The sequence below is a fragment of the Natronosporangium hydrolyticum genome (assembly GCF_016925615.1).
Lineage (GTDB): Bacteria > Actinomycetota > Actinomycetes > Mycobacteriales > Micromonosporaceae > Natronosporangium > Natronosporangium hydrolyticum.
In genome coordinates, this window is the sequence record NZ_CP070499.1 from 2,028,132 (window position 1) to 2,049,813 (window position 21,682).

The window sequence follows — 21,682 nt, forward strand, 5'->3', positions numbered from 1 at the left end:
CACCCCGCAGGGCCATGGGTACGACGAGTCGAAGCGCTTCGAAAGCGTGCCGCCACAGTCTCCGGACAATTAACGGCTTGTTACGAGCGGAGTGGTTTGAGGCTGGCACCGCCGGCCCGTCAGGTCAATCGTTCACCGAAGCACGGTTACCAATTCGTTATCATTCGGCCGTCGGGAGGTGGCCGGCATCGACGGCGGCCAGGATCTTGGCGGCGCCGCCGATCGCCGTGGCGTCGTGGCCGAGCGTCCCCGCGACCAGCTGCGCCCCGCCCGCGTCCGGGGCCAATGCCCGCAGCGCCAGCTGCGCTCGGGCCGCCGGCAGCAGCCAGGGCGCTAGCGGCACGAAGTACCCGCCGAGCATGATCACCTCCGGGTTGAGTAGGTTCGCCAGTACCCCAGCGGCGTGCCCCAACCATCCGCCGACCTCGGTCAACGCCGCCGTGACCTCCTTCTCCTCCGCCTTGGCGCGTCGGATCAACTCGGTCAGCTCCGGCTCCCAGTCGCTGGGGACCCCGTCGATGAAGCTCTCCGGGTCGGCGCGCCGAAGCAGCGCCCCCACCCCGGTGAGCGCCTCCAGGCACCCGCGCCGGCCGCAGCCGCAGACCGGACCGGCCGGATCGAGCGGTAGGTGGCCGAGTTCGCCGGCGAGACCCCGGGCGCCCCGGAGTAGCTGGCCGTCGACGATGATGCCGGCGCCGATGCCGGTCTGGCCGGTGAGGTACGCCAGGTGTCCGGCGCCGGCGTGGTCCCCCCACCGGTACTCGGCGGTGGCGGCGAGGTTCGCGTCGTTGTCCACGCTGACCGGAAAGGTGGTGTCGGTCGGCAGCGATCGCGCCAGCTGACCCCGAAGATCGACGTCGCGCCACCCGAGGCTGGGGGCGACCGAGACCACGCCGTCTGGCTCCACCAGCCCTGGTACGCCGACCGTCACGCCGAGCAGCCGGCGGTCCTCGGCCGCTACCCGGTTCAACGCCCGGCGGGCGAGGGCGGTCAGCGCGGAGATCGTCTTGCCGGGGGTGGCGGTCGCGCCGGGGAAGGAACGTCGCCAGCTGAGGAGCCGCTCACCTGCAAGGTCGAGCGCGACCGCGGTCAGGTGGTCGGTGTTCACCTCCAGCCCGACCGCGGCGTAGGTGTTGTCGAGCATCAACATGGTCGCCGGCCGACCGATCCGGTGTTCGGTCAGCCCGGTCTCGGTGACCAGCCGTCGCTCCAACAGATCGGTCACCAGGCTGGAGACGGTCGCCTTGTTCAGGCCGGTCGCGGCGGCGATATCCGCGCGGGAACAGGGCGCGTGCGCCCGTACGTAGCGCAGCGCCACCGCCAGGTTGGTGGCCCGGACATCGGCGAAGTCGGCCGGTTGCGGTGTGCTCAGCGGTGTGATCAAGGTCGGCCCCACTCCGTCCCGTGCTGTCTGGTGTCGTCCTCCATCTTGCCGGAGGGCTGCCGGTGCTCTATATCTTCCCGGGGGACCACCCGGGTCCGATTCGTTGGCCGATCCGCTGGTTGTGGCGCCGGGCCAGGTCCGCTAATTTGTTTAGCCAGCAGACCAACTAACCATACCGTGCCGGCCACCAGCCTCACCACCGCGATTGACCACCTACGGAGGATGATCCCGTGAGACCACCGTTCCGCCCGCTGGCAGCCTCCCGCCGGCGGTTCTTGACCATGGCCGGCCTCGGTGCCGCCGCCGCCCTCGGCGGCGGCACCCTGCTCAGCGGCTGCGGCCGGGACCCCGAGGCTGGCGGCGCAGCGACCCAGCTGGACCGGCTCGCCGACCAACTCCCCACCCACCAACCCCTCGACCTGGTCACCCCCGACCTGGTGGTGCCCCCGCCGGCCGCCTCCGCCTTCACCCGCTACCCCAGCGAACTCACCAGAGCGATCACGGAGCAGCCCGGCCGGGGCGGCCCGCCGATCCAGGCCACCACCCTCTACTGGGGGCCGACCCCGCCGGGCTCCGGGCGAAACGCGTACCTCGACACCATCAACGATGAGCGGCTCGGGGTGACCTGCCAGTTCAGCATCCAGGACGGCAACACCTACGACGAGCCACTAACCGCCATGCTCGCCGCCCGGGACGTGCCCGACGTGCTGGTGGTGCCCTCGTGGAACACCAACGTGCCGCGGTTCTCCGACGCGGCCAGTCTGCTCTTCGCCGACCTCAGCGAATACCTCAGCGGCGACCAGGTGCTCGACTTCCCGATGCTCGCCACGCTGCCGACCGACCAGTGGCAGCACTGCTTCTGGGGCGAGCGGCTGCGGGCGGTGCCATTCGTCAACGACAACCCGTTCGGTTGGGTGCTCTTCCACCGCGCCGATCTGTTCGGGCCGATGGGCCTCGGGCTGCCGACCACCGCCGAAGAGCTCTACGAGATCGGGCGCGAGGTCACCGACCCGGGCAACAATGTCTGGGCCTTCAACGACATCTGGCGGTACGTCAAGATGGTCTTCGGGGTGCCCAACGACGAAGAGGGTTACAGCATCAACTCCGCCGGCGAGGTAGTGCACGAGGTCGAGACCGAGGAGTACGCGGCAGCGCTCGAATTTGCCCGCCGACTCTTCGACGAAGGGCTGATCCACCCGGACTCGGTCGCCGACCCGAGCACGGACCCGAAGCCGAGCTTCGCCAGCGGCCAAGTGATGTTCATGCAGGACGGGCTGGGGGCCTGGCGCGGGATGCAGCTGGAGGAGCAGCGGGCCACCTCTGGCTTCGACATGCAGGCGGTGCCGGTCTTCGCCCACGACGGCGGCGCGCCGGTGGTCTACGGCGGCGGCGAGCCGATCTTCTACACCTTCATCAAAGAAGGGCTCGGGGAGGACCGGGTCCGCGAGATCCTCGGCGTGCTCAACTGGTGCGCGGCGCCCTTCGGCACCGAGGAGTGGGAGGAGCGCCAGCACGGTTTCGAGGGCGTCCACTTCGACGAGCGGGCCGAGGACGGCACCCCGGTCAACAACGACACCTTCCACGACGAGTACGCCGAGCAGTTCACCTTCCTGAGCGGCCGCAACCCGGTCCAGATCGGCAGCCCAGAGATCCCGGGTTGGGTGGAGTCGTACGCCGAGTGGGCCAGCCAGGCCGCGCCCCACATCCCGGAGAACCCGTGGGCAGCCTTCAAGCTCGAACAGCCGGCGGCGATGTCACAAGCGCGGCAGTTCCTGGAGGACACCGAGCACGACCTCCTGCGCGGCCGGCGGGATCTGTCTGATCTGGACGACGTGATCGCCCAGTGGCGGCGCACCGGCGGCGACCGCGGCCGGGATTTCCTCGCCGGCGCGCTCGAGGACGACGACAACTGATCCGCGCTAGCTGACCGAAAGGTTTACATGAGCACCGTCCACCCCGCCCGGTCCGAAGGATCCGCCGCGCCCGGCCCCGGTGAGCCGGGGCAGACCTCCGGCCCGGGCGAGGGAGACGGCCCGCCGCTGGGCGGCGTGGTCCCGCCCTCGCGGCGCCCGCCGGCGAGCACGCGGCACCGCCCGGCGGCCGCTCCGCTGCCGCGGCGGGTTCGGCTCGCCCGGCACTTCCGGCGGGACTGGCCACTGATCGCAATGACCCTGCCGGCGGTAGCGTTCCTGGCGGTCTTCCACTACCTGCCGACGCTCGGCAACATCATCGCCTTCCAGGACTACAACCCATTCCTGGGCGACAACCCGCTGCAGGCGTTCATCTACAGCGACTGGATCGGCTTCGGCAACTTCGCAGTCCTCTTCGGCGACTACCTGTTCTGGCGGGCGCTCTTCAACACCCTGCGGTTCTCGTTCGCGCAGCTGATTCTCTTCTTCCCGTTGCCGATCGCGCTGGCGATCCTGCTGCACAGCATCTTGCACGAGAAGATCAAGGTCTTCATCCAGAGCGTGGTCTACCTGCCGTACTTCTTCAGCTGGGTGATCGTGGTGACCTTCTTCCAGCAGATGTTCGGCGGTGCCGGGCTGCTCGCCCAGCATATGCGCTCGGCCGGGCTGGAGCCGCCGACGATCATGACCAACCCGGACACCTTTATCTTCCTGGTCACCTCCCAGATCGTCTGGAAAGACGTGGGCTGGGGCACGATCATCTTTCTGGCGGCGCTCTCAGCGGTCAACCCCAACCTCTACGAGGCGGCGGCGGCCGACGGCGCCGGCCGCTGGCGGCGACTGTGGCACATCACCCTGCCCGGCATCCGGCCGGTGATCGTCCTGCTGCTGATCCTGCGGCTCGGTGACTCGTTGACCGTCGGCTTCGAGCAGTTCATCCTGCAACGCAGCGCGGTCGGGCCGGCCGCCGCCGAGGTCCTCGACACCTACATCTATTACCACGGCCTGCTCACCCAACAGTTCGGCGTGGGTGCCGCGGCCGGGTTGTTCAAGGGCGCGGTGGGGCTGACGCTGGTGCTCATCGCAAACAAGGTTGCCCACCGACTCGGCGAGCAAGGGATCTACAAGAAGACATGAGCACCACACCGATCGTTACCAAGGTGCCGCCGCCGCGGGGCCGGCGCCAACCGTGGGAAGAGAAGCCGTCGGCGGCCGGGCAGACCGGCAAGGGGGCGGTGCTCACCTTCGTGGTGCTGGCGGTGCTCTTCCCGATGTGGGTCATCGTCGTCACCAGCCTCTCGCCGCGGGAGGCGATCAACAACGCTGGCGGGCTGGTCATCGTCCCGCAGGGACTGGACTTCTCCGCCTACGTCGCGATCTTCTCCGGGGGGCGGGTGACCCGGGCGCTGGGCGTGAGCATGTTCCTCGCCACCGCCGGCACCGCGTTGAGCGTGGTGCTGACGATCCTCGCCGCCTACGGCCTGTCCCGGCAGGGTTCATTCGGTCACCGGACGCTGCTCTTCGTCTTTCTGCTGACCTTCTTCATCTACCCCAGTCTGATCCCTAGCTACCTGGTGGTGACCGGGCTGGGGCTGCGGGACAACCTGCTGGCGCTGATCCTGCCCACCGCGGTGAGCGCCTTCAATCTGATCGTGATGCGCGCCTTCTTCATGAACCTGCCGCAGGATCTGATCGAGAGCGCCCGGATCGACGGCGCGAGCGAGCTGCGGATCCTCCTGCAGATCGTGATGCCACTGTCTCGGGCAGTGATCGCGGTGATCTCGCTGTTCTACGCGGTGGGCTACTGGAACGCCTTCTTCAACGCGATGCTCTACATCCAGAACCGGGATCTCGACCCGATCCAGCGGGTGCTGCAGCAGTACGTGCTCGCCGGGCAGGCGCCGCCGCTGCGCGGTGACGTCGCGAACCTGCCAGGCGTGGCCAGCGTGCCGCCGAGCCTGGCGATCCAGATGGCGGTGGTGGTGGTGACGATCGTTCCGTGCGTGGTGATCTACCCGTTCGTGCAGCGGCACTTCGTCAAGGGTGTGATCATCGGGGCGGTCAAGGGGTAGGCGAGCCGGGGGGAGCCGGCGCCCCATCGCCGGCTACCCGGGTGACACTGCCGGCCACCCGGGCGATGGCCGCGGTCAGCTCCGCGTCCTGGGCCGGATCGACGGCCCGTAAGTCCAATAGCAGCCGGCCATCGGTGACCCGGCCGACCACCGGTGGGTCACCGAGGCGCAGCGGTGCGGCGAAGCTGGCCGGGGCGGCCAGGGCGACGCTCGGCAGCACCACCCCCGGACCACCACCGCCGCCGACCACCGACTCGCTCGGTGCCACGGTGAGCTCCACTCCGGGCAGCGCCGCGACGATCGCCGCGGCCCGCTGGTGCAGCGCCGCCACCGTGTCGTGCAGTGAACGGGGCACCGGCGCTGGCGGGCCGCTCAGCGTGGCGGCGAGCGCCGCCAGGGTCAGTTTGTCCACCCGCAGCGCCCGCGCCAGCGGATGCCGGCGTAGCCGTTCCACCAGCTCGGCCTTGCCCAGCAGCAGCCCCGCCTGCGGCCCACCGAGTAGCTTGTCGCCGCTGGCGGTGATCAGGTCGGCGCCGGCCCGCAACGCCGTGCCGGCGTCCGGTTCGGCCGGCAAGACCGGGTCGGGGGCGAGCAGCCCGGAGCCGATATCGGCCACCACCGGTGGTCCGAGTGTGCTCAGCTCACCGATGCTGGCTTCGCCGACGAACCCTTCGATCCGGTAATTGGAGGGGTGGATCTTCAGGATCAGACCGGTCTGCGGTCCCACCGCAGCCCGGTAGTCGGCGACCGTGGTCCGGTTGGTGGTGCCGACCTCGCGGAGTCGGGCGCCGGTGGCGGTGAGCAGGTCCGGCAGCCGGAAACCGTCGCCGATCTCGATCAGCTCACCGCGGCTGACGATGATCTCCCGGCCGGCAGCGAGCGCGGTGGCGACCAGCGACAGCGCGGCGGCGTTGTTGTTGACCACGTGCGCGGCCTCGGCCTCGGGGACGGCCGCTGCGAGCGCGGCGAGCACCGCGGCGCCGCGCCGGGCCCGGCGTCCGTCGGCTAGGTCGAGCTCCACATCGGTGTACCCGGCGGCCTCGACTACCGCCTTGATCGCGGCGGGGGAGAGCGGCGCCCGACCGAGGTTGGTGTGGACCACCACTCCGGTCGCGTTGATCACCCGCCGCAGCGGCCGCAGCCGGTCCGGCAGCGCGGCCGCCGCTTCCGCGATCACTCGTTCGGGCGGGATCTCCCCACGCCGGGCCCGGTCGGCGGCGGCGACCACCGCCGCCTTGACCGTCGCCCGGCCTACCCGCTCGGCGGCGAGTGCGAGCACCGGGTCGGCCAGCGCTCGATCGGTCCCGGGGATCCGCCGTCGGGTATCGGCCTCGCTCACCATGCGTCCTCTCTTGCCGGCCCGGCCCGCCTCCGGCGCGTAGACTGCCGGTGGAGGCGTCTGGGCGCCTGGTGGCCCCCGCGGTCTTCAAAACCGACGTGACCGAGCAGCTCGGTCAGGCGGGTTCGATTCCCGTCCGCCTCCGCCACTGCGCCCGTATGACCAGGCTAGTCGGACTCCACCGCCAGCTCATCGAGCATCGCCCGTAGCGACCCCTCGGTCTCTGCGCGATCCCCTTGCGCCACCGCGACGCCCTCTGCCCGTAGCAGGTCGTGCGCCGCCCAGATGTCCAATCGGAGCGCCCGGGCAAAGTCGCGCAACGTCACCCTGCCGCTCCCCAGTTGCCCGGCCCATGCCAGCGAGATGAGTGGCGATGAGTCGACGGTGATACGCACATCGCCGATAGTAGCCGCACGGAGTAAGCGAGCCTAGAGTTTTGGCAGGTTGACGTAGACCGGTGGGGTGGTCCCGGCGGTGGTGGGGAACTCGACCGCCGCTACCCGCGCCGGCCCGGTAGTGGTCACCGTGAAGGTGTCTCCGTCTCGCGCCGTGCTGATCACCGTGTCACCATCGACGTCGTGCAGCAGCATCCGGCCAGATTCACCGCCGAAGCTGAGCAGCGTCAGCGCCGGGAAGGGCGCCTCACCCACGGTGTCACCAAGCTCGGCGGTGGGGATCAGCGCACCGTACCGGGCGAAGAGCGGGATCTGTCCCAACGGTACGGTCACCCGCAGGTACCCGCCGCCGGCGTGCACCTCGCCCGTCCACCAGTCGACCCAGGACTCGCCGGCCGGCAGATAGACGGTCTGCTCCCCGGACGGGTCGAAGATCGGGGCGACCAGCAGATCCGGGCCGAGTCGGTAGGTCAGCTCCTCCCGCCAGGCGGCCGGGTCGTCGGGCGAGTCGATCAGTAACGCCCGGAGCATCGGTGCGCTGCCGAGGGCGGCCTCGATCGCCGTCGAGTAGAGGTACGGCATCAGCCGGTAGCGCAGCCGGAGCGCGTCGACCGCGCCCTGCTGGGCGGTCTCCGGGAACTCCCACGGCAGTCGGGTGCTGGTGCCGTGGAACCGGACCAGCGGCGAGAGCGCGCCGAACTGGGCCCACCGGACGTACAGGTCGGGGCTGGGCGGGCCGTTGAACCCGCCCACATCGTGGCTCCAGTACGGCACCCCCGAGAGCCCGTGGCAGAGCCCGCCGCGCAGCGTACTCGCCATCGCCGGGTAGCTGGACTTCACATCGCCACTCCACTGTGCAGCGTGCCGTTGCCCGCCCAGGTAGCTGGAGCGGGCCCAGACCATCCGGTGCCCGGCTACCTCGGCGGTGATGTCGCTTACCACGTCGTTGAAGAGGAGAGTGTAGACATTGTGTAGGGCTACCCCGGTCATCCCGTTGTGGGCGACCGAGTCGGCCGGCACGCCTTCGGCGAAGTCGGTCTTGAACACCGCAACTCCCTGTTCCAACAGCGGGCGCAGCAGCTCCGCGAACCATCGGGCAGCGGCCGGGTTGGTGAAGTCGACGATTCCGGACGCTGGGTGGGTGCCGTGCCATACATCAGCCACATAGGTCGATCCGTCCGGCCGCTTCAACAGGTAGCCGGCGTCTGCGGCAGCCTGGAACAGCGGGCTCTGCCGACTCAGGTAGGGGTTCATCCACAGACAGACCCGGAAACCCTGATCTGCCAGGGTGCGGAGCAGCTGCGCCGGGTCGGGGAAGTGCTCGCTGTCCCATTGCATGTCTGACCAGTGCCCGACCGTCTGCCAGTAGCAGTCGAGGTGCAGCACGTCGCACGGGATGTTGAGCTCCCGGATCTTCGCCGCCCGGGCCAGCACCTGCTCCTGGGTGTCGGCGAAGAAACCGGAGGAGATCCAGGTGCCGAAGGACCACTTGGGCGGCGGCTGCGGCGCGCCGGTGAGCCGGTGGAAGCGGCGGAGCACCTCCACCGGGGTGGGCCCGGCGATCACGTAGTAGTCGAGCAGGTCGTCGGGGACCACGATCTGCACGCAGCTGTGGGTCGATTGGCAGACATCGAACTCTATCGGGGTGCCGCTGTCGACGACGATCCCGTACCCGCGGTTGGAGAGGTAGAACGGGACCGCCTTGTGTGAGCGGTCGGACTCGGCGCCGAAGGCGTCGAAGTTCCACATCAACGGGCGCTGGCCGCGTTTGTCCAGCGGGGTGAACTTCTCGCCGAAGCCGACGAACTTCTCCTCGGCCGGGGCGGCGAAGCTTTCGTGGTAGGCCACCGCCTCGCCATCCACCGTGGAGCGGCCGAACGGCAAGGTGCGGAGCCGGCCGCTGATGTCGTGCTCGCCCGGGTGCTGGGCGAGCAACTCCCGTCCGGTGAGGTCGACGAAGCGCAGATGCCACGGGTCGAGGGTCAGCTCGGCGCAGACCGACCCGGCGTGCACCCGGATCGTGCCCCCGTCGACCTCGACCCGGCCAGCGTAGAAGTGCCCCGGGCTGACCAGTTGGGTGGCGGCCGCGGACCGGCTGCGGGCATCGGGGTCTTGGCTGAGCTTGACCCGGATCACTCCTTCACCAGCGATCGCTACCTGTGCCACCAGCATCTCGCCGCTGCTGGTCGACCCCTTGATGGTCACCGTCCCCTGCGGGTCGGTGCCGATCAGCTCCGCCCGGGTGAGGGCGGAGAGGCCCTGCTCGCCGGGGCCGCGGACCGGGAGGTCAGGGGGGTCGGCGACGAAGGTCTCGAACGACACCAACGGCGGTCGGTACGGCATGCGGTAGCTCCCCTGGGTGGCCGGCCCGGTCGGGCCGATAGTTTCGGCGCGGTCAGAGCCGACGCTGGCTCCTGGCATTTAGTTTTGCGTCTAACCCAACAAACGTCAACCGGCTAAGGTGGCGGGCATGCGAGGGCAGAAACATTGGCCGGCGACCGGCGACCGCTGGTGCTTCGGCGGTGACTGGAATCCAGAACAGTGGCCGGAGCCGGTGTGGCGCGAAGATGTCTCACTGATGCGGGAGGCCGGCGTCAACCTGGTCTCGGTCGGGGTGTTCAGCTGGTCGTGGCTGGAGCCCGAACCCGGCCGCTACACCTTCGACTGGTTGGACCGGGCGCTCGAGCTCCTCCACACCACCGGCATCCGGGCCAATCTGGCGACCCCCACCGCCTCGCCACCGCCCTGGTTCAGCCTCGCTCATCCGGACGCCCTGCCGGTACGCGCGGACGGAGTCCGGCTGCGGCACGGCTCCCGGGACACCTACTGCGTCGCTGCCCCGGCGTACCGGAGCGCCGCCCGCAGCATCGCGCAGCGCCTCGCCGACCGCTACGCCGACCACCCGGCGCTGGCGATGTGGCACATCCACAACGAGTACGGCACCGGGTGCCACTGCGACCACGCCGCGGTCGGGTTCCGGGCCTGGCTGGCCGCCCGCTACGGCGACCTGACCGCGCTCAACGACGCCTGGGGGACCGCCTTCTGGGGCCAGCACTACAGCGACTGGGCGCAGATCGAGCCGCCCCGGGCCACCCAGTACCTGTCCAACCCGCACCAGCTGCTGGACTTCCGGCGCTACCTCTCCGACGAACTGCTCGCCGCCTGCTGCGAACAACGGGACCTGCTCCGCCGCGCCAACCCGGACGCGCCGGTCACCACCAACTTCCCGGTCGGAGCCTGGGTGCCGGTCGACCACCGTCGGTGGGCAGCCGAACTCGACCTGGTCGCCCTCGACGCGTACCCGGAGGGTGTCGGAATCGAGGCCGAACAGCAGACCGCGCTCCTGGCCGACCTGGCCCGGCACTGGGCCGGCGGGCGGCCATGGCTGCTGATGGAACAGTCGCCCGGCGGGCTCGGCGAGCACGGCGTCCAGGTGAGCAAGGCGCCGGGGCGGATGGCCCGACTCTCCACCAGCCACCTGGCCCGCGGCTCCCGGGGCGTGATGTTCTTCCAATGGCGCGCGTCCGCGGCCGGGGCCGAGCAGTACCACTCGGCGATGGTCCCGCACGCCGGTCCAGCGAGCCGAATCTTCGCCGAGGTGCGGGAGCTGGGGGCGCTGCTGCCTCGGCTGGCCGAGGCGGAGGTCGGTGCCGTCCAGGCCGAGGTGGGGATCGGTTGGGACGCCGCGAGCTGGTGGGCGTTGCAGGCGCCGCACCTGCCGTCACCCGAGCTCGACTACTGGGCGGCGCTGAGCCGGGCGCACGCCGCGCTCTGGACCGAGCAGGTGACCACCGACTTCGCCGACCTCGCTGGCGACCTGCGCGGCTACCGGCTGATCCTGATCCCCAGCCACTACCTGGCCAGCGACGCGGTCATCGAGACAGTACGCAACTATGTGGCCGGCGGCGGGCACCTGGTGGTGTGGTACTTCTCCGGCGTCGCCGACCAGGCCGGCCGGGTGCGGCTCGGCGGTTACCCGGGCGCCTTCCGGGAGGTGCTCGGGGTGCGGGTCACCGAGTTCCAGCCGCTGCCAGCAGCCACCAACGTCGCGCTTACCGGCGGCACCGAAGCGACCCGCTGGAGCGAACTGGTGCAGCTCACCGGAGCCCAACCGGTCCTGCGGTACGCCAGCGGGCCGCTCACCGGGGAACCGGCGGTGACCCGGCACCGGTACGGCGAGGGCACCGCCTGGTATGTCTCTACCGAGCTCTCCGACGACACGTACCACGAGTTGGTGCGGGCGGCGCTGGCTGCGGCCGGGGTCGACCGCGGCGGCGCGCCACCCGGGGTGGAGGTGGTCGAGCGGCGGGCGGACCAGCAACGGTGGCGGTTCCTGCTCAACCACACCGACGGCCCGGCGACCGTGCCGGCCGACGGCGTGGACCTGGTCACCGGCGCGACCGTGACCGGTGCCGTCACCATCCCGGCCGGCGGCCTCGCGGTCGTCCGCTCGGACGGCAGCTAGTGTTATCGGATCTGATAAGATCACGTCATGGTAGAGAAGGGCAGCGTGGAGCTGGCGGCGGTGCTCGAATCGGCGTCCCGCCTGCAAGAGCTGGTGCCCGATGCGGTTCTGGTCGGTGGGTCGGCGGCCGCGCTCTACGCATCCCACCGCGACTCCTTTGACCACGATCATGTGGTGGGGGATCTTCGAGATCGGTTCGACCTGGTGCTGGAGGCGCTCGAGTCCGAGGGCGAATGGGTGACCAACCGGGTCCGGCCCGGAAAGATCATCCTCGGCCGGCTCGGCGATATCGAAGCGGGCGTCCGGCAGCTCATTCGTTCTCGTCCATTAGAGACAACCGAAGTGCAACTCCCGTCGGGGCGCAGCCTGCGGGTACCGACCGCCGAAGAAACGCTGCGAATCAAAGCGTTCCTGATCGTTCGGCGTAACCAGACCCGGGACTATCTCGACGTCGCGGCGTTGGCCGACCGCTACGACATCGGCGCCGCCGCCGAAGTGCTGGCGCGGATCGACGATTACTACGCCGACCAGCACGGTGGCGGCCGCGGCGTGGCAGCCCAGGTGGCCAGGCAGCTAGGTGACCCGCGGCCGGCAGACGCCTCCACGACGCAACAGCTTGACGCCTATCGCAATCTGGCGCCACGATGGCACGATTGGCGCCAGGTCCGCGCGGTATGTCGGCGGCTGTCAGCAGCCATCCTGCGAGCGGAGGTCTGAGCCGTGACGCTGTCTTTCCGTAATCTCACGATCGATCCGACCACACCGGTCGCTGATTGGCCGACTGAGGCGGTTCAGACCGCACTAGAGCGGGGAGACCTCGCCGACTGGCACCGGCTGGCCGCGGAGGTAGACCGCCGCCCATGGGGGCGGACCGCCCGCCAGATCGAGGAGGTGCTCGGGTACTCCCGACCTTTCGGAGTGGCTGAAGCTATGGAGACGCTGATCGCTGAGGCCAGGGAACGCGTCGAGCGGGGGGAGCGCCAGGAGGTGGCGGAAGAGATCCGGCAGGTAGTCGACGAGTCCGGGCTCACCCGGACCGAATTCGCGGCTCGCATCGGTACCTCGACCTCCCGACTCTCCACCTATCTGACCGGCAAGGTGGTGCCCTCAGCCGCGCTGATGGTCAGAATCCGGCGGGCGGGCGAGGAATCGGCCGAAGGCGGCGACAGCTAGCTCGTCTATCCTCGGCCGGTGCCGACCGACCGCCGTCCCCCTCCGCCGTCCGCCGGTTACCCGGCCGCCCTCCGCGGTGACCGGGCGGAAGGGCGGCGCTGGTACGACGCCGCGGTCGCGGCCGAAGCCGCTGGCGACCTGCCGGCGGCGACCGCGGCGTTGGCGACCGCGATCGGGCACGACCCCGGCAACGCCAGCTGGCACCAGCGGTTGGGCCGATGGCTGCTGCGCACCCGACAGTGGCGGGCGGCGGTGGCCGCGCTGCAGCGCGCGGTGGAGCTGCAACCGGACCGGCCAGTGCGGCACTACTGGCTCGGACGGGCGCGGGAGCAGTGTTGGGACTATCCCGGAGCGGTCCGGTCATACGCGGCCGCGATCGAGCTGGACCCGTCGCGTACCAGCTGGGCGAGCCGGCTGGCCGCGGCGGAGCGGTCGGCGGCGGAGTTCCGGCCGTTCCGGGGCACCCTGGTGGCGCACCGAGGTCGCTGCGGTGATCACCCGGAGAACGCGATCGAGGGCTTGGCCGCGCTACCGCCGTACGTCGGCGGAGTGGAGGTGGATGTGCGGCTCTCCCGCGACGGCGTACCGGTGCTGATGCACGACCGCCGGGTGGACCGCACTACCAGCGGCGAGGGGGAGGTGTCGGAGCTGCGCCATTGGCGGCTGCGCCGGATGAAGGGGGCCGGGGGAGCGCCGGTGCCGACGTTGGCCGCCTACCTGGACGCCTGCGCGGGTCGCGGCCTGCGGCAGATCCTGCTGGACATCAAACCGCCGGTCAGCCCGGACGGCGCCGGGCTAACCAAGATCGTCCAGGTGGTACGCCGGTCGCCGGTGGCCGACGGGTGCCTGCTGATGCTGCGGGACGAGCCGGAGCTGGCGCTGGCCCGCCGGGTGGCGGGTGACCGGGTGCGGCTCGGTTGGTTCGCGACCACCAGCGAGAACGTCGACGAGCGGGTCGCCGCCGCTGGCGACTATCGGGCGGAACTGTTGCTGGTGGCTCCGGGCGGCCGGCGTTACCTGACCCACCGGGCAGCGGTGGGCACGGCGCGCCACGCCGGGCTCCGCGCCGGCGCCTCCACAATCAACAGTTGGCGGGCGTTGGAGGCGGCCCGGCGTGACGGCTGCGATGTGATCCTGACCGACCTCACCGACCAGCTCGGACACTACGTCGGCGTGGTCTGCTCGGGGTAGCGGCTTCGGCCAGAGTTTCCGGAAACAGGGCTCCGGGCAGCGGCCGGAACTGGCCGAGTTTTTCGGTGGATGTTCGGGCAGATTTCCCGATATGGCGCGGTGTGCAGCGACAATGTTGCGGTAGAAACCTGCTGTAACGAGGAGGTTACAGGGGTATTTCCGGAAAATGTTGACACCTTGATCGAGGCGCCCCTACATTGGCGGGCATCGACGCCTCAACACTGTCGATCCAGGTCATCAGTCCGACCTGGACCATCGGTCGCCGACCGCACGGCGATCGGTTGCCACGGCCTTCACGAGGAGGAAGCATGTCTAAGGACAGAGCCCCCGCCCACGGGATCAGCCGCAGAAACTTCATCGGCGGTGCCGGCGCATTGGCGCTGGTCACATCCGGGCTGATGCTGCCCGGGACCGCCAACGCGCAAGAAGTCATCACCGAGAACCAAGAGGGTACCCATGACGGCTTCTACTATTCATTCTGGACCGATGGTGGCGGGTCGGTCGCCATGACCATGGGTCCAGGTGGCAATTACAGCATGTCCTGGACCGACACCGGCAATTTTGTCTGCGGTAAAGGTTGGAGTAACGGCGGCCGGCGGAGTGTGAACTACTCCGGCAGCTTCAATCCGCTCGGCAACGGTTACCTGTGTCTCTACGGTTGGACCTCGAACCCGCTGGTCGAGTACTACATCGTCGACAATTTCGGCACCTACCGCCCCGAAGGCGAGTTCCGGGGTACGGTCTACAGCGACGGTGGCGAGTACGACATGTACCACACCATGCGCTACGACGCGCCGTCGGTGGAGGGAACCCAGACCTTCCCGCAGTATTGGAGCGTCCGGCAGGCGACCCGGACCGGTGGCACGATCACCACCGGCAACCACTTCGACGCCTGGGCGGCCGCCGGTATGAACCTCGGATCCTTCAGCTACTACATGATCATGGCTACCGAGGGGTATCAGAGCAGCGGCAACTCCAACATCACGGTGAGCGGCTGATCGCCACATCCCACGGGGGAAGGGTGGTGCGGCGGCGGTCTCCGGCGCCACCGCACCACCCTGCCGCGGGCCCTGACCCGAGGCCAGCTTGGGCGGTGACCGCTCGCGGCGGGGTGTGACCGGCCGCGAGACGGGGAACGGCGACGGCATGACGACCTACGGATACTCGCTGCTGTCTGAACAGGCGCCACCGGACCAGTTGGTCGCCGATGCCGCGCGTGCCGAGGAGGCAGGGTTCGACTTCGCCACCGTCTCCGACCACTATTACCCATGGCTCACCGCGCAGGGCCATTCGCCGTACGCGTGGTCGGTGCTGGGCGCGGTCGCCCAGGCCACCCAACAACTGCGGCTGATGTCGTTCGTAACGTGTCCGATCCGGCGGTATCACCCGGCGGTGGTGGCGCAGAAGGCGGCGACGATGGGGGTGCTCTCCGGCGGTAGGTTCACCCTCGGACTTGGGGCCGGTGAGAACCTCAACGAACGGGTGGTGGGGGCCTGGCCGGCAGTGGCCCACCGGCACCAGATGTTCGAAGAATCCCTTGAGATCATCCGGTCGCTGCTGGACGGCGACTCGATCAGCTTCAACGGCGACTACTACGACGTGGGTGGCGCCGAATTGTTCGACCTGCCGGAGGCCACCGTTCCGGTCGCGGTGGCCGTCTCCGGCCCGCACTCCTGTGCGCTGGCGGGCGAGTACGGCGAAGCCATGGTGGCCACCCACCCCGACCCGGACTTGGTCCGGATGTTCACCGAAGCCGGCGGCGAGGGTGGTCGGCGATACTGTCAGGTGCCGGTCTCCTACGGCCCGGACGAGCAAGAATGCCGTCGGGTGGCCCGGGACCAGTTCCGGTGGGCGGCGCTGGGCTGGAAGGCGCTCTCCGAGTTGCCGGACCCGCCGGCCTTCGAGACCGCCACGCAGTATGTGCGGGAGGAGGATGTGGCCGCCATCATCCCGTGCGGACCGGACCTGGACCAGCATGTGGCGGCGGTCGCGAAGTTCCGCGACGCCGGATTCACCGACATCGCCCTGGTGCAGGTCGGGGGCGACCGGCAACGGGAGTTCCTGCCGTGGGCCGCCGAGACCCTGCTGCCGGCGCTACGTAACCTCGATGACTAGCGGGCCACAGCTCTAGTCGAGGGTTGCACAGGCGTTCGGTTCGGTGGCCTCGGACGCCAACCGCTCACCAGTCGGGTGGTAGCCATACCGACCGTCCCACTCGCCTCGCCTCGGCGAGAATTCGCGAGCCGTGACTCTCCCAAAGACCCCGCAGCCGTGAGGTTATGACCACTAGGTCGACTGATTCGTCGGGCAACGGGGTTCGGATCCCGACTGCCCGTTGCCGCGCGTTCCGTTGGGAAGCGTCGCGATCAACGTACTCCGGGTCGAAATCAAATAAAGAGTGCGGTTGCGGCGACTCTGGCCGCCAGTCACCGCAGCCGAAGACAGCAGCGCTGCCCCCTGTCGACAGCGTCTGCAGGGCCGTGCGTATTTCGTCCGCAACCGTCAGGTTACGAGCCGTCCGCGTCCACTCCTGGAGCGCCTCGTACTCGTCGTCCAATGACCACGAATAGTAGTCGAGATCCCAGGCCCAATAAAGTTCCAGGATTGGATCGCGGTGTTTGAGTAGGAACTTGATAATATTGCGGCTATTGCTTGCTTGGTTGGCTTTCCGGTCACGCTCGTGCGGAAACTCGATGCCCCATGCATCGCGACTCACGGTGAACCGGGTTCCTTGCTTGTGTAGCCGATATCCGAGCTCTAGGTCCTCCATTCCCCAGTCGCAGAAGTCCTCATCGAAGCCTCCCGCGGACCAGAAGTCAGCAGATTGAATCGAGAAGTTCAGCGACCACAGGAGTAACCACGGCACCGCATAACGGTTGACGTCGAATCCGACGGGCCCAAACAGAAAATGCCGAGAATCGTGGAATGACCAATTCTCGAGAAACCGACTGCGAACCTCTTGCGGGGTCAGCTTGGTCATGCTTTGCGCGAGACCGGTCAGTTTCGTATCAGACTGTGACCCATACGTGTATCCGATGATCGTGTGCCGGTGCTCGGCTGCTCTAGCATGACCACCGACCAGACCAGGAGCGGCTTGGACACCGGTATCCAAAAACACCAGAATCGGCGCGTCCGCCAACCTGGCACCGGCATTTCGCGCCGCTGCAGCACGGAAGCCCAGGTCATCCTGAAAGGTGTATTTGAGGCGCAAGCGATGGTCAAAAGAACGGACCACATCGGAGGTGCCGTCACTCGATCCGTCATCAGCAACGATGACCTCGAAGTCCTCGGTAGGGAGAGTCTGGTCCGACAGGCTCGTGAGCGTCAGCCGAAGCATATCTTCGCGGTTGTAGGTCGGGACCACAACAGACACCTTGGGCTCTTTCATCAAACCGACCTCCAGCCTGAATGCGCGGGTTCGACTCAGGCCTTGGCCACCGCCTCACCCTCCTCACGCAGCGTGTGTGGGTTAGCGCGGAGTCTACCTCGGACTCACCTCGGAGGCAGCCCGGAGTGCGGCCACAGGGGGCGGTCGGCCGATCTGGTCGCGGTCACCAGCCGCGGGCGCGCCACTCCGGGATCGCAGCGCGTTCGAAGCCGAGGGTGCTGTCGTTGCCGTGGCCAGGGTAGAACCACGTATCGTCCGGCAACCGGCCGAAGATCTTGGCTTCGAGGTCGTCCATGAGGGTTTCGAAGTCGGTGGAGTTTGTTGTCCGACCAGGACCCCCGGGGAAGAGGGAGTCGCCGGTGAACAGGTGCGCTACCCCGGCCGGATCCTGATAGAGCAGGGCGATCGAGCCGGGGGTGTGGCCCACCAGGTGGATAACCTCCAGCGAGCACTCGCCCACGCGTACGGTGTCGCCGGCGGAGACCGTTCGAGTCACCGCCGGGAGCGGGTCGGCGTCGGCTGGATGGGCGACCGAGTCGGCGCCGGTGGCTTGCAGTACCTCGGAGAGGGCCAGCCAGTGATCCTGGTGGCGGTGAGTGGTCACGACCGTGTCGAGGCCGCCGTCGCCGACCAGGCTCAACAGCTGGTCGGCGTCGTTGGCCGCGTCGACTAGTAGTTGCTGGCCGGTTTGTCGGCAGCGCAGCAGGTAGGCGTTGTTGTCCATCGGGCCGACCGAGAGCTTGCTGATGGTCAGGTCGGGCAGCTCGCGCACGGCCGCCGGACCGCCGGGGGTTACCGCTCCGCTGTAGTCCATGCGGCCGACCCTAGCCGCCCCACCCCGGCCGGAGCGAGCAGCCGATAGGCGTAGCAGCGACCAGCCAGGAGGGTCGGTGGGGTTGAATTTGTGGCGGTACCGTTCTCCGACGACGATGGGTGGATGGACTACGAGGTGCGGCGGGTGACACCCGCCGACTGGCTGGCGTTTCGAGAGCTGCGGCTGGAGGCGTTGCAGGACTCACCCCTCGCCTTCACCGAGCAGTACGCCGAGGCGAGGATGCGCTCGGATGCGCAGTGGCGGCAGCGGGTCACGTCGGCGGCGAGTGGCGGCGAGGGGTGCCTGCTGGTGGCTGAGCGGGACGGTCGGCTGGTGGCGACCGTCGGCGGATTCGTGGAGCAGGAGATCACCGAGCAGATTTCGGTGATGGTGGTCGGGGTGTATGCGAGCCCTGGGCACCGGGGCTCCGGGGTCGCCGAACCGCTCTTGACGGGCGTGGTCGACTGGGCGACCGCCGAAGCGGGCGCGGAGCGGATTCGGCTGTTCGTGTTGGCGGAGAACGAACGGGCGCAAGCCTTCTATCGACGGTGCGGGTTCGTCGCCACCGGTGGCACCATGCGTTACCCGCCCGACCCGCGCTATCTGGAGTTGGAGATGGCGTACCGCGCGAGCGGCTCGCCGTCAGCGCCATCCCCACTGCTGCCGCCAGCGACCGGATGACCCTGGCTTCTATCGAAAGACATCGTAACCTAGCAGAGTTCGGCCTCGGCCTTATCCTGGTGCGATGACGGAGATTAAGGACAGCGAAGCCCCGATGTACGACGCGTTCGCCGCGGGCTTTCTGGAGCATGCCCGGGATGGTGCCTGTAACGCCCATTACGATCGGCCGGCGGTGCTTGCGGCGCTCGGTCCGGTGGCCGGCCTGACGGTGTTGGATTTGGGCTGCGGTCCCGGTCTCTACGCCGCGGAGCTACTGGCGCGCGGTGCCGCCCGGGTGGTGGGGGTGGACGTCAGCCCCGAGATGGTTCGGCTGGCTCGGGCGGAGGTGGCTACCGACGCCGCGACCTTCCACTGCCAGGACCTGCAGTCGCCGCTGTCCTGGGCGGCTGACGGCGAGTTCGACGCGGCGGTGATGCCGCTAGTGATCCACCATCTCGACGACCGGGTGGCGGCGCTGCGGGAGGCGGCCCGGGCGCTGCGGCCCGGCGGCCGGTTGGTGGTCTCCACGGCTCACCCGGTCCACGACTGGCTCCGGCAGGGTGGCAGCTACTTCGCGGTGCGCCGGATCGAGGAGGAGTGGAACAGCAGCTGGCAGGTCGCGTACTGGCAGCAGCCGCTCTCGGCGACCTGCGCCGAGTTCGCCGCCGCCGGGTTCCTGATCGAAGGGATCCAGGAGCCGGCGCCGGCGGCGGCGCTGCGGGGGCGCTACCCGGAGCTCGCCGAGGAGCTGGCCAACCGGCCCGTCTTCGTGGTCTTCGCGTTACGCAAGGCCTGACCCGAGGTCCGCCGCCGCGTGGCCGCGGGGGAGGATCACCATGGCCCCGCCCACTACAAAGAGGAGCGACCACCATGGCTGGCGAGAAGGTGACCCTGACCCACGGCGACCACCCGGGCGTTCGCATCCTGGCCCTCACCGACCCGGACCGGCGTAACGCCATCGGCCCGCAGCTGCGCGACGAGCTAGCCGCCGCGGTCGCCGCGGTCGCCGCCGACGGTGAGGCGCGAGCGCTGGTGGTCACCGGGGCCGGTCGGGCCTTCTGCGCCGGGGCCGACCTGCCCGCCGTCTTCGGCCAGCCGGATCGGCCGGTCGCCGAGATCCGGCGCGACCTCCAGGCGATCTACCGGTCCTTTCTGGTGGTGGCCGAATTGACGATCCCGACCATCGCCGCGGTGCAAGGGCCCGCGGTCGGTGCCGGGCTGAACCTGGCGATGTGCTGCGATCTGCGGATCGCCGGGCCGCAGGCGACCTTCGCGGCGACGTTCACGCGGTTGGGGCTGCACCCCGGCGGTGGCTGCACCCACTTCCTAGTCCGGGCGCTGGGCCCACAGCGGGCGCTGGCGATGCTGCTCGACGGCGGCACGTTGACCGCGGAGGAGGCGGTGCAGCGGGGGCTGGCTTTGTCGGTGGCGGCGGACCCGGTGGCGACGGCGACCGCGGCGGCGGCCCAGTATGCGGCGCTCGACCCGGAGCTGGTTCGAGACATCAAGCGCTCGGTGCAGCTGGCCGAGACGGCGGGGCTCGGCCCGACGCTGGAGTTCGAGTCGTGGGCGCAGGCCAGCACCGCCACCGGCGACCAGATCCGCGCCGCGGTCGCCAAACTCACCACCCCTCCCGGTCGATCATGAGCGTGTTGACAGACACGCTCGGTGTGTCTGTCAACACGCTCATGATCGGCGGCGGTAGGCCGATATTCGGTTTCTTCTGAGCGGTCTCCAGGCTTACTGTCTATCCAGACGCGCGTCACCGGAGCTCGGAAAGGGGGTGGTCACGATGCCGGAACGATGGCTCCACACCACCCTCCACCTTTCTTGATCGAGGTTTCCCATGACGTACGATCTGACGTCCCTGGGCTGGGACGCGACCTTTACTGACGAGTACGCCGCGCGGGTGTCGGCCGACTCGGACCACTACCCGGGGCGGGTGCTCCGAGCCGACCGCGGCGTCTGCACTGTCCTGACCGCGTCCGGCATCGTCCGTGCCAGCGTGGCCGGGGCGGTACTGTCGGCCGCTGGCGGCGACCCGACCGTCCTACCTGGCGCCGGCGACTGGGTGGTGGTGCGGGAGTGGCCCGACGAGCGGATCACCGCCGAGGCGGTCCTGCCGCGCCGGACCTCGCTGATCCGGCGGACGGCCGGCAAGGACGCGAGCGGTCAGCTGCTCGCCGCGAACCTGGACACCGTCGCGGTGGTGGAGGCGATCGACCCCTCGCCCGACCTGGCCCGGGTGGAGCGGCTGCTGGCGCTGGCGTGGGAGTCGGGCGCTGAGCCGGTGGTGGTGTTGACCAAGGCCGACCTGGCGGCCGATGCTCCGACCGTCGCCGACCAGGTGGCCGACGCTACCGCCGGGGTGCCGGTCCTGCCGGTGAGCGCGGAGCGCGGCGACGGGTTGCCCGCGCTGCGCCCGTACCTCGGAGTGGGGCGCACATTAGGGCTGGTGGGACCCTCTGGCTGCGGCAAGTCGTCGTTGGTGAACGCGCTAGCGGGGGCGGCGGTGATGGGTACCCAATCGGTGCGCCGGGTGGACGGCAAAGGCCGGCACACCACCACGTACCGGGAGTTGGTGCCGCTGCCCGGCGGCGGCGCGGTGCTGGACACCCCTGGCGTACGGGCGGTCGGGCTGCTCGACGGTTCCGGCGGCCTAGACCGCGCGTTCGCGGAGGTGGTGGCCTTGACCGAGCAGTGCCGCTTCGGCGACTGCGGCCATGCCAGCGAGCCGGGCTGCGCGGTTCGGGCGGCGCTGGCGTCGGGGGAGTTGTCGCCGCGGCGGTGGGAGAGTTGGCTGCGGCTGCACCGGGAGGTGGCCTACGAGTCGGGCCGCCGCCGGGCCCGCAGCCGGGTCCGCTCATCCGGCCGCCGCTGATTCGGCCGCA

The 21,682-nt window shown here is 69.4% G+C and carries 19 protein-coding genes and 1 tRNA gene; 14 read left to right on the forward strand and 6 right to left on the reverse strand.

The genetic code is table 11. The features are described from left to right. Positions 1–160 precede the first annotated feature (160 nt). The gene (locus JQS43_RS09065; RefSeq protein ID WP_239678615.1) at positions 161–1,384 is read right to left on the reverse strand and encodes an ROK family transcriptional regulator; all 1,224 of its coding nucleotides are present in this window, start codon (positions 1,382–1,384) and stop codon (positions 161–163) included. 230 nt (positions 1,385–1,614) lie between these two features. On the opposite strand from JQS43_RS09065, the gene JQS43_RS09070 reads away from it, so the two are divergent. The 3 genes from JQS43_RS09070 to JQS43_RS09080 are packed head-to-tail and all read left to right on the forward strand — an operon-like array spanning position 1,615 to position 5,366. Then, on the forward strand, positions 1,615–3,297 hold the full coding sequence (locus JQS43_RS09070) for an extracellular solute-binding protein (protein WP_239678616.1): 1,683 nt from the start codon (positions 1,615–1,617) through the stop codon (positions 3,295–3,297). Between the two features lie 27 nt (positions 3,298–3,324). After that, positions 3,325–4,431: an ABC transporter permease gene (locus tag JQS43_RS09075; RefSeq protein WP_239678617.1), complete on the forward strand. Its 1,107-nt coding sequence runs from the start codon at positions 3,325–3,327 to the stop codon at positions 4,429–4,431. Beyond that, positions 4,428–5,366 carry a carbohydrate ABC transporter permease gene (locus JQS43_RS09080; RefSeq protein WP_239678618.1) on the forward strand — a complete coding sequence of 313 codons (939 nt, stop codon included), beginning with the start codon at positions 4,428–4,430 and terminating at the stop codon, positions 5,364–5,366. Before JQS43_RS09075 ends, JQS43_RS09080 begins: the two co-directional genes overlap by 4 nt. Here JQS43_RS09080 and selA read toward each other — a convergent pair. Further along, positions 5,356–6,705: an L-seryl-tRNA(Sec) selenium transferase gene (gene selA / locus JQS43_RS09085; protein ID WP_239678619.1), complete on the reverse strand. Its 1,350-nt coding sequence runs from the start codon at positions 6,703–6,705 to the stop codon at positions 5,356–5,358. The two genes, JQS43_RS09080 and selA, sit on opposite strands and share 11 nt — an antisense overlap. A gap of 52 nt (positions 6,706–6,757) precedes the next feature. On the opposite strand from selA, the gene JQS43_RS09090 reads away from it, so the two are divergent. After that, a tRNA-Sec gene (locus tag JQS43_RS09090) sits at positions 6,758–6,853 on the forward strand. A gap of 19 nt (positions 6,854–6,872) precedes the next feature. On the opposite strand, the gene JQS43_RS09095 is transcribed toward JQS43_RS09090, so the two are convergent. Beyond that, on the reverse strand, positions 6,873–7,100 hold the full coding sequence (locus JQS43_RS09095) for a hypothetical protein (protein ID WP_239678620.1): 228 nt from the start codon (positions 7,098–7,100) through the stop codon (positions 6,873–6,875). A 33-nt stretch (positions 7,101–7,133) separates the two neighbouring features. Further along, positions 7,134–9,443, reverse strand: coding sequence for a TIM-barrel domain-containing protein (locus JQS43_RS09100; protein WP_239678621.1), 2,310 nt, complete (start codon positions 9,441–9,443; stop codon positions 7,134–7,136). Between the two features lie 127 nt (positions 9,444–9,570). On the opposite strand from JQS43_RS09100, the gene JQS43_RS09105 reads away from it, so the two are divergent. The 6 genes from JQS43_RS09105 to JQS43_RS09130 all read left to right on the forward strand — a co-directional run bounded on the left by JQS43_RS09105 (position 9,571) and on the right by JQS43_RS09130 (position 16,044). Beyond that, positions 9,571–11,565 (forward strand): beta-galactosidase, encoded by a 1,995-nt coding sequence (locus JQS43_RS09105; protein WP_239678622.1) that lies wholly within the window; start codon positions 9,571–9,573, stop codon positions 11,563–11,565. A 45-nt stretch (positions 11,566–11,610) separates the two neighbouring features. After that, a complete protein-coding gene (locus JQS43_RS09110) occupies positions 11,611–12,282 on the forward strand; it encodes a nucleotidyl transferase AbiEii/AbiGii toxin family protein (protein ID WP_239678623.1) in 672 nt (223 codons plus the stop codon). Positions 12,283–12,285: 3 nt separating this feature from the next. Then, positions 12,286–12,738, forward strand: a complete 453-nt coding sequence (locus JQS43_RS09115; RefSeq protein ID WP_239678624.1) for a helix-turn-helix domain-containing protein — start codon at positions 12,286–12,288, stop codon at positions 12,736–12,738. 18 nt (positions 12,739–12,756) lie between these two features. Then, a complete protein-coding gene (locus JQS43_RS26045; protein WP_275581060.1) occupies positions 12,757–13,929 on the forward strand; it encodes a glycerophosphodiester phosphodiesterase in 1,173 nt (390 codons plus the stop codon). Between the two features lie 308 nt (positions 13,930–14,237). After that, on the forward strand, positions 14,238–14,927 hold the full coding sequence (locus tag JQS43_RS09125) for a glycoside hydrolase family 11 protein (protein WP_239678625.1): 690 nt from the start codon (positions 14,238–14,240) through the stop codon (positions 14,925–14,927). Positions 14,928–15,075: 148 nt separating this feature from the next. Next, positions 15,076–16,044 (forward strand): TIGR03557 family F420-dependent LLM class oxidoreductase, encoded by a 969-nt coding sequence (locus JQS43_RS09130; protein WP_239678626.1) that lies wholly within the window; start codon positions 15,076–15,078, stop codon positions 16,042–16,044. 64 nt (positions 16,045–16,108) lie between these two features. Here the strand turns inward: JQS43_RS09130 and JQS43_RS09135 are convergent, their stop codons facing one another. Together JQS43_RS09135 and JQS43_RS09140 are read right to left on the reverse strand one after the other, a co-directional pair. Continuing rightward, on the reverse strand, positions 16,109–17,317 hold the full coding sequence (locus JQS43_RS09135; protein ID WP_239678627.1) for a glycosyltransferase: 1,209 nt from the start codon (positions 17,315–17,317) through the stop codon (positions 16,109–16,111). A 163-nt stretch (positions 17,318–17,480) separates the two neighbouring features. Continuing rightward, on the reverse strand, positions 17,481–18,131 hold the full coding sequence (locus JQS43_RS09140; protein WP_239678628.1) for an MBL fold metallo-hydrolase: 651 nt from the start codon (positions 18,129–18,131) through the stop codon (positions 17,481–17,483). A 123-nt stretch (positions 18,132–18,254) separates the two neighbouring features. On the opposite strand from JQS43_RS09140, the gene JQS43_RS09145 reads away from it, so the two are divergent. The 4 genes from JQS43_RS09145 (at position 18,255) to rsgA (ending at position 21,672) form a co-directional block, all read left to right on the forward strand. Further along, on the forward strand, positions 18,255–18,812 hold the full coding sequence (locus tag JQS43_RS09145) for a GNAT family N-acetyltransferase (RefSeq protein ID WP_239678629.1): 558 nt from the start codon (positions 18,255–18,257) through the stop codon (positions 18,810–18,812). 64 nt (positions 18,813–18,876) lie between these two features. Beyond that, the gene (locus tag JQS43_RS09150) at positions 18,877–19,587 is read left to right on the forward strand and encodes a class I SAM-dependent methyltransferase (RefSeq protein ID WP_239678630.1); all 711 of its coding nucleotides are present in this window, start codon (positions 18,877–18,879) and stop codon (positions 19,585–19,587) included. 74 nt (positions 19,588–19,661) lie between these two features. Then, on the forward strand, positions 19,662–20,438 hold the full coding sequence (locus tag JQS43_RS09155; protein ID WP_239678631.1) for an enoyl-CoA hydratase: 777 nt from the start codon (positions 19,662–19,664) through the stop codon (positions 20,436–20,438). A 199-nt stretch (positions 20,439–20,637) separates the two neighbouring features. Then, positions 20,638–21,672 carry a ribosome small subunit-dependent GTPase A gene (gene rsgA, locus JQS43_RS09160; protein WP_239678632.1) on the forward strand — a complete coding sequence of 345 codons (1,035 nt, stop codon included), beginning with the start codon at positions 20,638–20,640 and terminating at the stop codon, positions 21,670–21,672. Positions 21,673–21,682: the final 10 nt, after the last annotated feature.

What these genes read in the sequence shown, in the direction of transcription:
- JQS43_RS09140 (WP_239678628.1), bottom strand. Translation starts at nt 18,131, where the DNA reads ATGGACTACAGCGGAGCGGTAACCCCCGGCGGTCCGGCGGCCGTGCGC.
- JQS43_RS09080 (WP_239678618.1), top strand. Translation starts at nt 4,428, where the DNA reads ATGAGCACCACACCGATCGTTACCAAGGTGCCGCCGCCGCGGGGCCGG.
- rsgA (WP_239678632.1), top strand. Translation starts at nt 20,638, where the DNA reads ATGACGTACGATCTGACGTCCCTGGGCTGGGACGCGACCTTTACTGAC.
- JQS43_RS09150 (WP_239678630.1), top strand. Translation starts at nt 18,877, where the DNA reads ATGACGGAGATTAAGGACAGCGAAGCCCCGATGTACGACGCGTTCGCC.
- JQS43_RS09135 (WP_239678627.1), bottom strand. Translation starts at nt 17,317, where the DNA reads ATGAAAGAGCCCAAGGTGTCTGTTGTGGTCCCGACCTACAACCGCGAA.
- JQS43_RS09100 (WP_239678621.1), bottom strand. Translation starts at nt 9,443, where the DNA reads ATGCCGTACCGACCGCCGTTGGTGTCGTTCGAGACCTTCGTCGCCGAC.
- JQS43_RS09105 (WP_239678622.1), top strand. Translation starts at nt 9,571, where the DNA reads ATGCGAGGGCAGAAACATTGGCCGGCGACCGGCGACCGCTGGTGCTTC.
- JQS43_RS09145 (WP_239678629.1), top strand. Translation starts at nt 18,255, where the DNA reads ATGGACTACGAGGTGCGGCGGGTGACACCCGCCGACTGGCTGGCGTTT.
- JQS43_RS09130 (WP_239678626.1), top strand. Translation starts at nt 15,076, where the DNA reads ATGACGACCTACGGATACTCGCTGCTGTCTGAACAGGCGCCACCGGAC.
- JQS43_RS09125 (WP_239678625.1), top strand. Translation starts at nt 14,238, where the DNA reads ATGTCTAAGGACAGAGCCCCCGCCCACGGGATCAGCCGCAGAAACTTC.
- JQS43_RS09075 (WP_239678617.1), top strand. Translation starts at nt 3,325, where the DNA reads ATGAGCACCGTCCACCCCGCCCGGTCCGAAGGATCCGCCGCGCCCGGC.
- JQS43_RS09155 (WP_239678631.1), top strand. Translation starts at nt 19,662, where the DNA reads ATGGCTGGCGAGAAGGTGACCCTGACCCACGGCGACCACCCGGGCGTT.